Below are 15,204 nucleotides of genomic sequence, written 5' to 3' on the forward strand. Positions count from 1 at the left end.
GAACCAATTGAAAGGAATCACCGTGGATTTCGCCCTCCCCGACCGCCTGCAGAACCTGCTCACCGAGATGGATGCTTTCATCGAGGCCGAAATCAAGCCGCTGGAGCGCGAGCACATCCAGTACTTCGACCATCGCCGCGAGCATGCGCGCACCGACTGGGACAACGGCGGTATCCCGAGGCGGGAGTGGGAGGACCTGCTTTCGGAGATGCGGCAACGCGCCGACAAGGCCGGCTGGTTGCGCTACGGATTGCCGGCACAGTTCGGCGGCCGCGACGGCTCCAACCTGGACATGGCGGTCATCCGGGAACACTTGGCACACAAAGGGCTTGGGTTGCACAACGACCTGCAGGACGAATCCTCGATCGTCGGCAACTTCCCGCAGGTCATCATGATGGACCGGTTCGGCACCGACGACCAGAAGAAGGTCTGGACCGAGGCGCTGATCACCGGTGAGCGGTCGATGGCATTCGGCCTCACCGAACCCAACCACGGCTCGGACGCCACCTGGATGGAGACCCGCGCAGTGCGCGACGGCGACAGCTGGGTTATCAACGGCGCCAAGCGGTTCAACACCGGCGTGCACCGCGCCACCCACGACCTGGTGTTCGCGCGCACCTCTGGCGAGGACGGTCAGGCGCGCGGCATCACGGCGTTCCTGGTTCCGATGGATACCCCGGGTGTCACGGTGCCGTACTACTGGTGGACGTTCAACATGCCGACCGATCACGGCGAGGTCGAGTTCAACGATGTCCGGGTGCCCGCCGACGCCGTGCTCGGCGAGGTCGACCGCGGGCTCGAGGTCGGCCAGACCTTCCTGCACGAGAACAGGATCCGCCAGGCCGCCAGCAGCCTGGGTGCCGCCCAGCACTGCATCGACCGGGCGGTGGCCTATGCGAGCGAGCGCAGGGTATTCGGCAAACCGCTATCGGTGAACCAGGCGGTGCAGTGGCCGCTGGTCGAACTGCAGACCGAGGCGCAGATGGTGCGGCTGCTGGTCCGCTACGCCGCCACGGAATTGGACCGCAACCACCACATGGAGGTATCCGACAAGGTGTCGATGGCCAATTACCGCGCTAACCGGCTGGTGTGTGAGGCCGCCGATCGCGCAATGCAGGTGTTCGGCGGCGTCGGCTACAGCAGACACGAACCGTTCGAGCACATCTACCGTCACCATCGCCGCTACCGCATCACCGAGGGCGCCGAGGAGATTCAGATCCGCCGGGTGGCGCAGCGGCTCTTCGGGTTCGGCCGCAAGTGAAACAAGCCCTGGAGTCGGTGCTGCAGCCGGTGCTCGGCACCGACGTCGTCGTCGAGAACCTGCACAGGCTGACCGGCGGCGCCAGCCGCACCACGTGGGCCTTCGACGCGGTCACCGATACCCGCCTGGCGCTCATCCTGCGCACCGGACCACCCGACGACGTGCACGCCAGCATGGAGCTGGAAGCCGCCGTGCAACAGCGCGCCGCAGCTGCCGACGCACCGGTGCCCCGCATCCTGACCGCCGACAACTCCCCTGCAGCGCTGGGTAATCCGTACCTGATTTGCGATGCTATCGACGGCGAGACGATCGTGCGCAGAATCTACCGCACCCTCGACGACGGCGGGCGCAAGCGACTGCTGAAGCAATGCGCCGACGCGCTGGCCGCGATCCACCGCGCCGACTACCAGGGCATCGACGTGCCGCCGTCGGACCAGCTCTCCGAGTGGCGTGACCGGCTCGACGAGATGGGGGACACCACAGCCACGTTCGAGTGGGCGTTTCGCTGGCTGGCACGCAACCGTCCCGCCCCGACGCCGCAGGTATTGGTGCACGGCGACTTTCGAATGGGCAACCTGATCGTCGACGACAACGGTCTGGCCGCGGTGCTGGACTGGGAACTGGTGCACGTCGGCGAGGTCTATGAAGACCTGGCCTGGTTCTGTATCCGGGCGTGGCGCTTCGGCGCAGCCGAAGACCTCGGCGCCGGCGGACTGGGCAGCGTCGAGAGCTTCCTGTCGGCCTACGAGTCGGCGGCCGGGGTGACGTTGGACCGCGACACGTTTCGGTGGTGGCTGGCCGTCGCAACCTTGCGCTGGGGTGTCATCTGCCGATATCAGGCCCAACGGCATCTGTCGGGCATGACGGAGTCGGTCGAGCTCGCCGCGATCGGGCGCCGGGTCAGCGAAACCGAATGGGACGTCTTGGATCTGCTGGAAGGCGGTGGCCCACGATGAACTGGCTGTACGGTAGGCCGACCGCGGCCGAACTCGTCGCCGCGGTCGCCGGGTTCTTGGAGAACGACGTGCGCGGCGCCACCGGTCCGGACAGTCCGTTCACCGACGCCGGGCAGCTCAACTTCCACGCGCGCGTGGCGGCCAACGTCTTGCGCATCGTCGAACGCGAACTGCTCGACACCTCCGCGGGCGAGGTCACCGCCGCAGTGGCCGACATCGGTTACCGAGACGAACCGCAACTGGCCGCCGCGATCCGCGCCGGTGAGCTCGACAAGCGCGCCGCCGAGTTGCTGCCGGTGCTGCGCACGCTGGTGCGACACCGCCTCGACATCACCCACCCGGGCTACGCCAATGAGTGATTTCGGCGCGCTTATGCCCCGTCACGGGCTATGAGCGCGCCGAAATCGTGCGAGCCAGGCCGGCTCGTCGACGACCGTTCCTGGCGGCAACCCGATGGCGTCGGCCTGGGACTGCGCCACGACACCGCGGTAGGTGGTCTCCGCTAGCCCGTCCAGCGTCCAGCCCTGGGCGAACGCGCCCCGCATGTCGGCTTCGCTGACCTGCGGACCGAACCCGCGGCCCCGGTCGGACAGCGCCAGGACATGGACCAACCCGCCGGCCCGGCACGCCGCGTGCAGGCTGCGCACGTAGCGCGCGCGGTCCGCCGCGTCGAAAATGTGAAACAGCGCGCTGTCGAGGATGGTGTCGTAACGCTGAGATCCCAGATCCATTGCGTCGGCGACTTCGAAGCGCGCGTCGACGCCCTTGGCGGCGGCGTTGCGGCGCGCGTAGTCGACGGCCGACGGGGCGTAGTCGACGCCGAGCACGTCGTAACCCAGCCCGGCGAGCACGATCGTATGCTCGCCGGCGCCGCAGCCGACGTCGAGTACGTTCCCCCGGATCAGGCCCGCCCGTTCGAGGGCGACGACCGCGGGCTGCGGCTCGCCGATGACCCACGGTGCGGTACCGGCCTTGTAGGCGTCGTCGAATAGGGAGAGAGTAGGTGTCACATCCATGCCGCCAAGTGTTCAACCTCAACGCCTGTTGAGGTCAAGAGAGGAGCGATATGGTCGCCGACCCCGATGTCGTCGCCGACGTCGCCGATCGCCTGTTCGCCGCCATCGAGAAGGGCGACATCGCTGCTGTTGGGCAGATGTGGAGCGACGACGTGGTGGTCTGGAAGGTCGCCGACCGCGACCGCGACAAGGACCGGGCGCTGCGGGTCATCACCTGGTTCATGAACGCCACGACCGACCGTCGCTACGAGATCCTCGAGCGCAAGCTATTCGACGGCGGGTTCGTACAGCAGCACATCCTGCACGCCAACGGCAACAAGGGCGGATTGATCGCCATGCGGGTCTGCATCGTGATCAAAGTGGGAACCGACGGGCTGATCCGCCGCATCGACGAATACTTCGACCCCGCGCAGATCAGCCCACTACTCGACGGCAGGTGACATGACACGCGTTCAGGAACTCCTCGACGATCCGGCGTCGGCAGGCGAATGGCGCGTCGTACCCGACAGGTCCACCCTCGGGATCAACGTCAAGTCGATGTGGGGACTGATGCCCGTCAGAGGACGCTTCACCGACATCAGCGGTGAGGCTCAACTCACGGGCGGACCAACGATATTCGGCCGCCTCGGCATCAAAGCCGCGTCGCTGCGGACCGGAATCCGCAGGCGCGACACCCATCTGCACTCCGCCGACTTCTTCGACGCGCAGAAATTCCCGGACATCACCGTGGAGATCAATGGGTTGACAGCGACGGGCGTCGACACCGTCGAGTTGCGCGGGCAGCTCACGATCAAAAGCACCACCAAACCGCTGGAGCTCATTGCTGACGTCACGGTGCTCGACGACCGGACGGTGCAGCTTCGCACCCGCGTCCAAATCGACCGCCAGGAGTTCGGCGTCGACGGCAACATGATGGGCATGATCGTTGACATCGCGGCGATCTCGGGCGACATCGTGTTCCAGCGGGTGGGCTAGCCGTACCATCGGCGCATGGTCGAGTCATCGCGTCCGTTGCGGATCCTCGTTTACAGCGACAACCCACGAGTCAGGGAACAGGTGCAGCTGGCACTCGGCAAGCGGGTGCACCCCGACCTGCCCGAGTTGACCTACCTCGACGTTGCCACTGGTCCGATGGTGATCCGGCAGATGGACAAAGGCGGGTTCGACCTCGTGATCCTGGACGGGGAAGCCGCCCCCGTCGGCGGTATGGGCATCGCCAAACAACTCAAGGATGAGATCGCCGACTGCCCACCGCTCCTGGTGCTCACCGGCCGCGTCGACGACGCCTGGCTGGCCCGGTGGTCGCGCGCGGAGGCCGCGGTCCCCCACCCGATCGATCCGATCCGCTTGGGCGATGCCGTGGTGTCTCTGCTGCGCACCCCGGTGCGATAGCCAGAAATCACCAAATAAACTGTCGCACTTGCCTATTCAAGGCACGACGACATAGCCAGACGCGGCCAATAGCGATACTAACCAAAACGTGTGGCGCTGATCGCAAAGCCCGCTAGGGTGTGGGTAAGCTCACATCGAACAGCCCACGAGGGAGCGATTTCGCGGTATGGATTTGTACACGCCAATCCTGGTGCTTGGCGCTATTGCGGCGGCGTTCGCGGTCGGTTCGGTAGGCATTGCGTTGCTTGTCGGTCCGCGCCGCTACAACCGCTCAAAGCTCGAGGCCTACGAGTGCGGCATCGAGCCGCTTCCGCCCGGCGATTTGTCGCGCCTCGGCGTCGGTCAACGGTTTCCGATCAAGTACTACCTGACCGCGATGTTGTTCATCATCTTCGATATCGAGATCGTGTTTCTGTACCCGTGGGCGGTGGCGTTCGACAGCCTGGGGTTGTTTGCGCTGGTAGAGATGCTGCTGTTCATGGCGACGGTGTTCGTCGCCTACGCCTACGTATGGCGGCGGGGAGGCCTGACATGGGACTAGAGGAAAAGCTGCCCGCCGGGATTCTGCTGTCCACCGTGGAGACGGTGGCCGGCTACATCCGGAAGGGCTCGTTGTGGCCTGCGACGTTCGGCCTGGCCTGCTGCGCAATCGAGATGATGGCCACCGCGGGCCCGCGGTTCGACATCTCCCGGTTCGGTATGGAGCGGTTCTCCGCCACACCCCGACAGGCCGATCTGATGATCGTCGCAGGTCGAGTCAGCCAGAAGATGGCCCCGGTGCTGCGCCAGATCTACGACCAGATGGTCGAGCCCAAGTGGGTGCTTTCCATGGGAGTGTGCGCGTCATCGGGCGGGATGTTCAATAACTACGCGATCGTGCAGGGCGTCGACCACGTCGTCCCGGTGGACATCTACCTGCCGGGTTGTCCGCCGCGGCCGGAGATGTTGTTGCACGCGATCCTCAAGCTGCACGACAAGATTCAGCAGATGCCGCTCGGCGTCAACCGCGAGGAAGCGATTCGCGAAGCCGAGCAGGCCGCGCTGGCCGTGCCACCCACCATCGAACTCAAGGGTTTGCTGCGGTGAGTGAGAACGACAACGGCAACTCCCCTGACACGCCGGACATCATCGGCGTGCGCCACGGCATGTTCGGTGTCGAGGGCACCGGCGACACGTCCGGCTACGGCCGCCTGGTCCAGCCAATTGAGCTCCCTGGCAGCTCACCGCGCCCATACGGCGGCTACTTCGACGACGTCGTCGACACGCTGCAGGCCACGTTGGGTGATGACGGCTACCGGGAGTCGATCGAGCGGGTCGTCGTGTACCGCGACCAGCTGACACTGGAGGTGTTCCGCGGGCAGCTACCCGCGGTCGCGCAGGCGTTACGCGACGATCCGGGGCTGCGCTTCGAGTTGTCCCTCGGCGTCAGCGGGGTGCACTACCCCGACGACATCGGACGTGAGCTGCACGCCTTCTACCCGCTGATGTCGATCACCCACAACCGGCGGATCCACCTGGAGGTGGCGGCGCCGGACGCCGATCCGCACATCCCGTCGCTGTTCAGCGTGTATCCGACCGTCGACTGGCACGAACGCGAAACCTATGACTTCTTCGGGATCATCTTCGACGGGCATCCTTCGCTGACCCGCATCGAGATGCCCGACGACTGGGTCGGGCATCCGCAACGCAAGGACTACCCGTTGGGCGGCATACCGGTGGAGTACCACGGCGCCGAGATCCCACCGCCCGATCAGCGGAGGGCCTACAACTGATGAGCGCATCCCCCACCCCGCCCCAGCAGGGCGGCGTTAATACCTCGGGCGCATCCGAGGACGGACCGGTTGTCATTGTCGGCGGCCAGGATTGGGAACAGGTCGTGCAGGCCGCCAGGGAGGCCGCGGCGACGCACGCCGACGAACGGATCGTCGTCAACATGGGCCCGCAGCACCCCTCGACGCACGGCGTGCTGCGCCTCATCCTCGAGATCGAGGGCGAGACGATCATTCAGGCCCGCTGCGGAATCGGCTACCTGCACACCGGGATCGAGAAGAACCTCGAGTTCCGCAACTGGGCTCAAGGCGTCACGTTCGTGACCCGGATGGACTACCTCTCACCGTTTTTCAACGAGACGGCATACTGCCTCGCCGTCGAAAGGCTGCTGGGCGTCACCGACGACATCCCGGAGCGGGCCAGCGTCATCCGGGTGATGATGATGGAGCTCAACCGGATCTCATCGCATCTGGTCGCGCTGGCCACCGGCGGTATGGAACTCGGTGCGATGAGCGCGATGTTCTACGGCTTCCGCGAGCGCGAGTTGGTGCTGAACGTCTTCGAGGCGGTCAGCGGGTTGCGGATGAACCACGCCTACATCCGTCCCGGCGGGGTGGCGATGGACCTGCCCGACGACGCCATTCCGCAGATCCGCGATCTGCTCGAGCTGTTGCCGAAACGGATCAGTGACCTCGAGGACCTGCTCAACGAGAACTACATCTGGAAGGCCCGCACCAAGGACGTCGGTTACCTGGACCTGACCGGGTGCATGGCGCTTGGCATCACCGGACCCTGCCTGCGCTCCACTGGTCTGCCCCACGATCTGCGCAGGGCCCAACCCTATTGCGGTTATGAGGATTACGAGTTCGACGTCATCACCGACGACGGTTGCGACTCCTACGGCCGCTACATCATCAGGGTCAAGGAGATGCACGAGTCGATGAAAATCGTCGAGCAGTGCCTCGACAAGCTGAAGCCGGGCCCGGTGATGTTGGCTGACAAGAAGTTGGCGTGGCCGGCCGACCTGAAAGTCGGACCCGACGGCCTTGGCAACTCACCTGAACACATCGCGAACATCATGGGACATTCGATGGAGGGGCTGATCCACCACTTCAAGCTCGTGACCGAGGGGATCCGAGTCCCTGCGGGCCAGGTGTACACCGCAATCGAGTCGCCCCGCGGCGAGCTCGGCGTCCACATGGTGTCCGACGGCGGCACCCGCCCCTATCGCGTGCACTATCGCGACCCGTCGTTCAACAACCTGCAGGCGGTGGCGGCGATGTGCGAGGGCGGCATGGTCGCCGACCTGATCACCGCGGTGGCGTCGATCGATCCGGTAATGGGCGGGGTGGATAGGTGAGCATATTCTTCGAGCTCGGTCAGCGACCCGAAGAACCCGGCCCACCGATCGACGGGCCCACGTCGTATCCCGAGGACGTCACGGTACGGCTCGCCGCCGATGCCGAGAAGCTCATCGCACGCTACCCGGAACCGCGCTCAGCGCTATTGCCGCTGCTGCACCTGGTGCAGTCCGAGGATGGCCGCCTGACCAACGCGGGTATCTCGTTCTGCGCCAAGCAGTTAGGGCTGACCGACGCTGAAGTCACCGCGGTAGCCACGTTTTACACGATGTACCGGCGCACCCCCACCGGTGACTATCTGGTCGGCGTATGCACCAACACGTTGTGCGCGATCATGGGCGGTGACGCGATCCTGGACTCGCTGCAGGACCATCTCGGCGTTCACGCAGGCGAAACCACCGAAGACGGCCGCGTCACGCTGGACCATATCGAGTGCAACGCCGCATGCGATTACGCGCCGGTCGTGATGGTGAACTGGGAGTTCTTCGACAACCAGACACCGGCCTCGGCGCGCGACCTGGTCGACGGGTTGCGCGAAGGGAATCCGCCCGAGCCCACGCGCGGCGCACCGCTGTGCACGTTCCGTGAGACGGCCCGCACGCTGGCGGGCCTGCCCGATCCGCGCTCCGGCGGCGACAAGATCGGTGACGCCACTCTGGTGGGCCTGCGCGTGGCGCGCGAACGGCGGATGACGGCGCCCGAACCCGACGCCGCGCCGATACCCGGCGACGCGCCCGACGACCAGAAGGCGGCGGCAGAAGCGACGAAGGACGCTCCGGCACCGGGACCGTCGGCCACCGTGCCGCCCAAGCCGGACACACCCGAGACCAACCCAGACGCAACGGATTCACCGAAATGACCCCTCTGACACCCGTACTCAGCAAGTTCTGGGACGAACCCGAGCCATGGTCAATGGACACTTACCGGCGGCACGGCGGTTACCGCGGCCTCGAGAAGGCGCTGGCCATGGATCCCGACGACGTCATCGCGCTCGTCAAGGATTCCGGCCTACGCGGCCGCGGTGGCGCGGGCTTCCCGACCGGCACGAAGTGGTCGTTCATCCCCCAGGACGACACCGGGGCGGGCGCGAAACCGCATTACCTCGTCGTCAACGCCGACGAGTCGGAACCCGGTACGTGTAAAGACATTCCGCTGATGCTGACGACGCCGCACTTCCTGATCGAAGGCGCGATCATCGCATCGTACGCGATCCGGGCACACCACGCGTTCATCTACCTGCGCGGTGAAGTGGCTCCGGTGCTGCGGCGGCTCAACGCCGCGGTGGCCGAGGCGTACGAGGCCGGCTTCCTCGGAAAGAACATCGGCGGCTCCGGGTTTGATCTGGAGTTGATCGTGCATGCCGGTGCCGGCGCCTACATCTGCGGTGAGGAAACCGCGTTGCTGGACTCGCTGGAAGGTCGACGCGGTCAGCCACGGCTGCGTCCGCCATTTCCCGCGGTCGCCGGGCTGTACTCCTGCCCCACAGTGGTCAACAACGTGGAGTCGATCGCCAGCGTGCCACCGATCGTGCTCAACGGGGTGGACTGGTTCCGGTCGATGGGCACGGAGAAATCGCCTGGTTTCACGCTGTATTCGCTGTCCGGGCATGTCACCAACCCCGGGCAGTACGAAGCGCCGCTCGGCATCACGCTGCGCGAACTCCTCGAGTACGCCGGCGGCATCCGGGCGGGCCACAAACTCAAGTTCTGGACACCGGGCGGTTCGTCGACGCCACTGTTGACCGATGAACACCTCGACGTGCCCCTGGATTACGAAGGTATGACCGGTGCGGGGACCATGCTCGGCACCAAGGCGCTGCAGATCTTCGACGAGACCACCTGCGTGGTGCGGGCGGTTCGTCGGTGGAGCGAATTCTACGCCCACGAGTCGTGTGGTAAATGCACACCGTGCCGCGAAGGCACCTATTGGTACATCCAGATCTATGAGCGCCTCGAAACAGGTGCCGGTACCGCGGCCGACCTCGAGAAGCTTCTCGACATTTCCGACAACATCTTCGGAAGAGCGTTCTGCGCGTTGGGCGACGGCGCGACCGCCCCGGTCGTGTCCTCGATCCAGTACTTCCGCGACGAGTACATCGCCCACCTCGACGGCGGCTGCCCGTTCGATCCGCACGCTTCGACGTTGATGGCGACCGAAGGGGTGGGAATATGACCGTTCCGGCGAGCAGACGCGAAGACCCCCAAAACAGCACCGAGAAGGGGGATTTCACGACTTCTCATGCGGGAGAGCCCCAGGTCGAAATGGTGACCCTCACCATCGACGGCGTCGAGGTCAGTGTTCCCAAGGGCACTTTGGTGATCCGGGCCGCGGAGTTGATCGGCGTGGAGATCCCGCGGTTCTGCGACCATCCCCTGCTTGATCCCGTCGGCGCGTGCAGACAATGCCTGGTCGATGTCGAAGGTCAGCGCAAGCCGATGGCGTCGTGCACGATCACCTGCACGCCCGACATGGTGGTACGCACCCAACTCACCTCCGAGGTCGCCGACAAGGCTCAGCAGGGCATCATGGAGTTCCTGCTGATCAACCATCCGCTGGACTGCCCGGTGTGCGACAAGGGCGGCGAATGCCCGCTGCAGAACCAGGCCATGTCCGCGGGTCGCCCGGAAACCCGTTTCGAGGACGTCAAACGGACGTTCCCCAAGCCGATCAACATCTCCTCGCAGGTGCTGTTGGATCGGGAACGCTGTGTGATGTGCGCGCGCTGCACCCGGTTCTCCGAGCAGATCGCCGGAGACCCGTTCATCGACCTGCTGGAACGTGGTGCGCAGCAACAGGTGGGCATCGCGACGGGCGAACCGTTCGAATCGTACTTCTCCGGGAACACCGTGCAGATCTGTCCGGTCGGCGCGCTCACCGGCTCGGCGTACCGGTTCCGGGCTCGGCCGTTCGACCTGGTGTCCAGCCCCAGTGTGTGCGAGCACTGCGCATCCGGATGCGCCCAACGTACCGACCACCGCCGCGGAAAAGTGATGCGCCGCTTGGCCGGTGACGATCCACAGGTCAACGAGGAATGGAACTGCGACAAGGGCCGATGGGCGTTCACCTACGCCACCCAGGGCGATCGCATCACGACCCCGCTGATCCGCGAAGACGACGGCAGCCACCGGCCCGCCTCCTGGGCGGAGGCGCTCGCGCTGACCGGTTCCCGCCTGGCGGCGGCCAACGGCCGTACGGGCCTGCTCGTGGGCGGACGGGTGACGATGGAGGACGCCTACGCCTACGCCAAGTTCGCGCGGATCGCGCTGGATACCAACGACGTCGACTTCCGCGCCCGTCCGCACAGTGCTGAGGAGAGCGACTTCCTCGCCAGCGATGTCGCCGGACAGCCGATGACGGTGACCTACACCGATCTGGAGAACGCGCCGGTGGTGCTGCTGGCCGGGTTCGAGCCGGAAGAGGAATCACCGATCGTCTTCCTGCGGTTGCGCAAGGCCGCCCGCAAGAAGGGGCTTCAGGTCATCGCCGTCGCCCCGTTCGCCACCCGCAGCCTCACCAAGGTGCAGGGACGCCTCGTCGCGGCGGCACCGGGTGGCGAGGCCGCCGCCCTTGACAGCCTGGCCGACGACGACCAACTGAAACAGCCGGGAGCGATCATCCTCGTCGGCGAGCGCCTGGCGACCTCGCCCGGTGCCCTTTCGGCGGCAAGCAGATTGGCCGCGCAAACCGGTGCCCGCCTGGCCTGGATACCGCGCCGTGCCGGCGAGCGCGGCGCCGCCGAAGCCGGTGCGCTGCCGAACCTGCTACCCGGCGGGCGACCGGTCGCCGACGCGACCGCACGTGCGCAGACCGCCGAGGCGTGGAATGTCGACGACCTGCCGAGCACACCGGGTCGTGATACCTCGGAGATCCTCGAGGCCGCGCGCAGCGGCGAACTGGCCGCCTTAGTGGTCGGCGGTGTGGAGCTTGCCGATCTGCCCGACCCCGACGCCGCGCTGGCCGCACTCGAGGCCGCCCCGTTCGTCGTCAGCCTCGAGCTTCGGGAAAGCGCGGTCACCGCGGTCGCCGATGTGGTCTTTCCCGTCGCGCCGGTGGTGGAAAAGGCGGGCTCCTACATGAACTGGGAAGGCAGGCTGCGCCCGTTCGAGCCGTCGTTGCACACCAACGCCATTCCGGATTCCCGGGTGCTGAACTACTTGGCTGACGAACTCGGCGTCGCGCTGAACATGGCGAACCCGTCGGTCGGTGTCGACGAGATGGTGCAGCTGGGGGTCTGGGCGGGGCCGCGGCCCGCCGCACCGCAGGTGCCTGCCGCACCGCCGGCTACGCCGAGCGCGGGTCAAGCCGTGCTGGCGAGTTGGCGTCTGCTGCTCGACGCGGGACGCCTGCAGGACGGCGAACCGCATCTCGCGGGTACCGCGCGCGCCCCGGTCGTGCGGCTCTCGGCAACCACCGCCGCTGAGATCGAGGCCGCCGAGGGTGATTTAGTGAGCGTTCGCACCGAGCGGGGCGCTATCACGCTGCCGCTGGTGATCACCGACATGTCCGACCGCGTGGTCTGGTTGCCGCTGAACTCGCCGGGCTCCGCAGTGCACCGGAGCCTGGGTGTGACTGCGGGAACCGTGGTTTCGATAGAACGGGCTTCATCATGACGCCTGCAATGATCCATCCGGATCCGACACTGTTCGGGCACGACCCGTGGTGGTTGATCGTCGCGAAAGCGGTCGGGATCTTCGCGTTCCTGATGTTGACCGTCCTGGCGGCGATCTTGATCGAACGTAAGCTGTTGGGCCGCATGCAGATGCGGTTCGGCCCGAACCGCGTCGGTCCGCGCGGGCTGCTGCAGTCGCTGGTCGACGGCGTCAAGCTGGCGCTCAAGGAGGGGCTGATCCCCGCCGGTGCCGACAAGTTCATCTATCTGGCGGCGCCGGTGATCGCGGCGGTCCCGGCGTTCATCGCCTTCGCGGTGATCCCGATGGGCGGCGAGGTTTCGATCTTCGGGCACCGCACAGCGCTTCAGCTCACGGACATGCCCGTCGCGGTGCTCTACATCCTGGCCGCCACCTCGATCGGCGTGTACGGGATCATGTTGGCCGGCTGGGCATCCGGATCCACCTACCCGCTGCTGGGCGGTCTGCGCTCCACTGCGCAGGTGATCTCGTACGAGATCGCGATGGGGCTGTCGTTCGTCGCCGTGTTCATCTATGCGGGCACGATGTCGACATCGGGCATCGTCGCCGCCCAGGACGGAATCTGGTTCATCTTCCTGCTGCTGCCGTCGTTCGTCATTTACGTGACATCGATGGTCGGCGAGACCAACCGGGCGCCGTTCGACCTGCCCGAGGCCGAAGGTGAGCTGGTCGGCGGATTTCACACCGAGTACTCGTCGATCAAGTTCGCGATGTTCATGCTCGCCGAGTACGTCAACATGACGACCGTGTCGGCGCTGGCCACCACGCTGTTCCTCGGCGGCTGGCACGCTCCCTGGCCGATCAACATATGGGATGGCGCCAACACCGGCTGGTGGCCGCTGCTGTGGTTCACCCTCAAGGTGTGGGGCTTCTTGTTCATGTACTTCTGGCTACGCGCCACGCTGCCGCGGATGCGCTACGACCAGTTCATGGCGATGGGCTGGAAGGTGCTCATCCCCATCTCGCTGGCCTGGATCATGATCGTCGCCGTCGCCCGCGGCCTGCGCAACGAGGGCGTCGACGAGATGGCGACGGTGCTGTTCTCCGCCGGTGCGATCATTGCCCTGCTGATCGTCATCGTGCTGTGGAGAACGGTGCGCGGCAAGGAGGGCCGCAAACCCCCCACGCAGACGCTGGATCCAGACATCTTCCCCATACCGCCGCTACCGACTGCAACGAAGGAGCGAGCCGATGCGTAAGTTTTTCGACGCGATAGCGGGTTTCGCGGTCACGTTCGGGACCATGTTCAAAAAGCCGATCACCGAGGAGTATCCGGAGAAACCGGGCCCGGTCGCACCCCGCTACCACGGCAGGCACCAACTCAACCGCTACCCCGACGGCTTGGAGAAGTGCATCGGTTGCGAACTGTGCGCATGGGCATGTCCGGCCGACGCCATCTATGTCGAAGGTGACGACAACACCGAGGAGGCTCGGTACTCGCCCGGCGAGCGCTACGGCAGCGTCTACCAGATCAACTACCTGCGATGCATCGGCTGCGGCTACTGCGTCGAGGCCTGCCCCACCCGCGCGCTGACGATGACCAACAACTACGAAATGGCCGACGACAACCGCACCGACCTGATCCTGGGCAAGGACAAGCTGCTGGCACCGCTCGAGCCGGGGATGCTGCCGCCGCCGCACCCGATGGCCGAGGGCAGCACCGATGAGGACTACTACCTCGGAAACATCAAGCCGATCACCGAGGACATCGGATGACGCTCGAGTGGGTCGCCGCGATGGCCGCCGACACCGCGGGCCGCACGACAACCACCGAAGCGGTGCTGTTCTGGGTGCTCGGCGCTGTCGCGGTAATCGGCGCACTGGGTGTGGTGATATCGCCCAAGGCGGTGTACTCCGCGATGTTTCTGGCCATGACCATGATCGTGCTGGCGGTGTTCTACATCGCGCAGGGAGCGTTGTTCCTCGGCGTCGTCCAGGTGGTGGTCTACACCGGCGCGGTGATGATGCTGTTCCTGTTCGTGATGATGCTCATCGGCGTCGACTCCTCAGAATCGCTGGTGGAAACGATTCGCGGACAACGCGTTGCCGCGATCGTGTTCGGGATCGGCTTCGGGGTCCTGATGATCGCCGGAATCGGAAACGTCTCCGCAGGCGGGTTCGTCGGGCTGGAGCAGGCCAATGCCGGCGGCAACGTCGAGGGTTTGGCGACGTTGATCTTCATCCGCTACCTATGGGCGTTCGAGTTGACCAGCGCGCTGCTGATCACCGCCGCCCTCGGCGCGATGGTGCTGGCGCACCGGGAACGCTTCGCACGTCGCAAGACTCAGCGTGAACTCGCTGAAGACCGGTTCAAACCCGGCCGTTATCCGACGACATTGCCCAATCCCGGTGTCTACGCCCGCAATAACGCCGTCGACGTCGCTGCGCGTCTGCCCGACGGTTCCGATTCGGAGCTGTCGGTCAGCCCCATGCTGCAGAAACGCTCCGTCACCTCGGCCAACGGCGGGAACGGTGACACATGAACCCCGACAACTACCTGTACCTGTCGGCGCTGTTGTTCACCATCGGCGCCAGCGGAGTGCTGCTGCGCCGCAACGCCATCGTGATGTTCATGTCCGTCGAGCTGATGCTCAACGCCGCGAACCTGGCTCTGGTCGCGTTCTCGCGTATGCACGGCCAACTCGACGGGCAGGTGGTGGCGTTCTTCACCATGGTCGTCGCCGCATGCGAGGTTGTGGTCGGCCTGGCGATCATCATGACCATCTTCCGTGCGCGCCGCTCGGCCTCCGTCGACGACGCCAGTCTGTTGAAACACTGATGAGCGCTCGCGTGAAGAAG

At 65.7% G+C, this 15,204-nt stretch carries 18 protein-coding genes; 17 read left to right on the forward strand and 1 reads right to left on the reverse strand.

Features of this window, described 5'->3' with window-relative positions; all coding sequences use genetic code 11:
* The first annotated feature begins 22 nt into the window (after positions 1 to 22).
* From ABQE44_RS24630 to ABQE44_RS24640, 3 genes are read left to right on the forward strand one after another with little or no spacing between them, the layout of a single operon-like run.
* The gene (locus tag ABQE44_RS24630) at positions 23 to 1,261 is read left to right on the forward strand and encodes an acyl-CoA dehydrogenase family protein (protein WP_448395419.1); all 1,239 of its coding nucleotides are present in this window, start codon (positions 23 to 25) and stop codon (positions 1,259 to 1,261) included.
* Positions 1,258 to 2,217: a phosphotransferase family protein gene (locus ABQE44_RS24635; protein ID WP_448395418.1), complete on the forward strand. Its 960-nt coding sequence runs from the start codon at positions 1,258 to 1,260 to the stop codon at positions 2,215 to 2,217. Before ABQE44_RS24630 ends, ABQE44_RS24635 begins: the two co-directional genes overlap by 4 nt.
* Entirely contained in the window at positions 2,214 to 2,576 is a 363-nt protein-coding gene (locus ABQE44_RS24640) for a DUF6285 domain-containing protein (protein WP_448395417.1), read from the forward strand. Before ABQE44_RS24635 ends, ABQE44_RS24640 begins: the two co-directional genes overlap by 4 nt.
* 21 nt (positions 2,577 to 2,597) lie before the next feature.
* Here ABQE44_RS24640 and ABQE44_RS24645 read toward each other — a convergent pair whose 3' ends face one another.
* Complete coding sequence (locus tag ABQE44_RS24645; RefSeq protein WP_448395416.1) at positions 2,598 to 3,233, reverse strand: class I SAM-dependent methyltransferase; 636 nt, start codon at positions 3,231 to 3,233, stop codon at positions 2,598 to 2,600.
* A gap of 50 nt (positions 3,234 to 3,283) precedes the next feature.
* Between ABQE44_RS24645 and ABQE44_RS24650 the strand changes: the two genes are divergently transcribed.
* From ABQE44_RS24650 to nuoK, 14 genes are all read left to right on the forward strand, one after another.
* Positions 3,284 to 3,673 carry a nuclear transport factor 2 family protein gene (locus ABQE44_RS24650; RefSeq protein ID WP_448395415.1) on the forward strand — a complete coding sequence of 130 codons (390 nt, stop codon included), beginning with the start codon at positions 3,284 to 3,286 and terminating at the stop codon, positions 3,671 to 3,673.
* Between the two features lies 1 nt (position 3,674).
* Positions 3,675 to 4,208 carry a YceI family protein gene (locus ABQE44_RS24655; protein WP_448432431.1) on the forward strand — a complete coding sequence of 178 codons (534 nt, stop codon included), beginning with the start codon at positions 3,675 to 3,677 and terminating at the stop codon, positions 4,206 to 4,208.
* Positions 4,209 to 4,223: 15 nt separating this feature from the next.
* Positions 4,224 to 4,625: an Rv3143 family two-component system response regulator gene (locus ABQE44_RS24660; protein WP_448395413.1), complete on the forward strand. Its 402-nt coding sequence runs from the start codon at positions 4,224 to 4,226 to the stop codon at positions 4,623 to 4,625.
* A gap of 166 nt (positions 4,626 to 4,791) precedes the next feature.
* Positions 4,792 to 5,166, forward strand: coding sequence for an NADH-quinone oxidoreductase subunit A (locus ABQE44_RS24665; protein ID WP_448395412.1), 375 nt, complete (start codon positions 4,792 to 4,794; stop codon positions 5,164 to 5,166).
* On the forward strand, positions 5,157 to 5,711 hold the full coding sequence (locus tag ABQE44_RS24670; RefSeq protein ID WP_448395411.1) for a NuoB/complex I 20 kDa subunit family protein: 555 nt from the start codon (positions 5,157 to 5,159) through the stop codon (positions 5,709 to 5,711). Before ABQE44_RS24665 ends, ABQE44_RS24670 begins: the two co-directional genes overlap by 10 nt.
* Positions 5,708 to 6,397, forward strand: coding sequence for an NADH-quinone oxidoreductase subunit C (locus tag ABQE44_RS24675; protein ID WP_448395410.1), 690 nt, complete (start codon positions 5,708 to 5,710; stop codon positions 6,395 to 6,397). The genes ABQE44_RS24670 and ABQE44_RS24675 overlap by 4 nt, the downstream gene beginning before the upstream one ends.
* Positions 6,397 to 7,755 carry an NADH dehydrogenase (quinone) subunit D gene (nuoD, locus tag ABQE44_RS24680; RefSeq protein WP_448395409.1) on the forward strand — a complete coding sequence of 453 codons (1,359 nt, stop codon included), beginning with the start codon at positions 6,397 to 6,399 and terminating at the stop codon, positions 7,753 to 7,755. The genes ABQE44_RS24675 and nuoD overlap by 1 nt, the downstream gene beginning before the upstream one ends.
* On the forward strand, positions 7,752 to 8,615 hold the full coding sequence (gene nuoE / locus ABQE44_RS24685; protein ID WP_448395408.1) for an NADH-quinone oxidoreductase subunit NuoE: 864 nt from the start codon (positions 7,752 to 7,754) through the stop codon (positions 8,613 to 8,615). The genes nuoD and nuoE overlap by 4 nt, the downstream gene beginning before the upstream one ends.
* Positions 8,612 to 9,928: an NADH-quinone oxidoreductase subunit NuoF gene (nuoF, locus tag ABQE44_RS24690; protein WP_448395407.1), complete on the forward strand. Its 1,317-nt coding sequence runs from the start codon at positions 8,612 to 8,614 to the stop codon at positions 9,926 to 9,928. The genes nuoE and nuoF overlap by 4 nt, the downstream gene beginning before the upstream one ends.
* Positions 9,929 to 10,017: 89 nt before the next feature.
* Positions 10,018 to 12,366 carry an NADH-quinone oxidoreductase subunit G gene (locus ABQE44_RS24695; protein WP_448395445.1) on the forward strand — a complete coding sequence of 783 codons (2,349 nt, stop codon included), beginning with the start codon at positions 10,018 to 10,020 and terminating at the stop codon, positions 12,364 to 12,366.
* A gap of 8 nt (positions 12,367 to 12,374) precedes the next feature.
* On the forward strand, positions 12,375 to 13,604 hold the full coding sequence (gene nuoH, locus ABQE44_RS24700; protein WP_448395444.1) for an NADH-quinone oxidoreductase subunit NuoH: 1,230 nt from the start codon (positions 12,375 to 12,377) through the stop codon (positions 13,602 to 13,604).
* Positions 13,597 to 14,121, forward strand: a complete 525-nt coding sequence (gene nuoI, locus ABQE44_RS24705) for an NADH-quinone oxidoreductase subunit NuoI (RefSeq protein ID WP_448395406.1) — start codon at positions 13,597 to 13,599, stop codon at positions 14,119 to 14,121. The genes nuoH and nuoI overlap by 8 nt, the downstream gene beginning before the upstream one ends.
* The gene (locus tag ABQE44_RS24710; protein ID WP_448395405.1) at positions 14,118 to 14,888 is read left to right on the forward strand and encodes an NADH-quinone oxidoreductase subunit J; all 771 of its coding nucleotides are present in this window, start codon (positions 14,118 to 14,120) and stop codon (positions 14,886 to 14,888) included. The genes nuoI and ABQE44_RS24710 overlap by 4 nt, the downstream gene beginning before the upstream one ends.
* Positions 14,885 to 15,184, forward strand: a complete 300-nt coding sequence (nuoK, locus tag ABQE44_RS24715) for an NADH-quinone oxidoreductase subunit NuoK (RefSeq protein ID WP_448395404.1) — start codon at positions 14,885 to 14,887, stop codon at positions 15,182 to 15,184. The genes ABQE44_RS24710 and nuoK overlap by 4 nt, the downstream gene beginning before the upstream one ends.
* Positions 15,185 to 15,204: the final 20 nt, after the last annotated feature.

This window comes from Mycolicibacterium sp. XJ2546 (assembly GCF_053483195.1).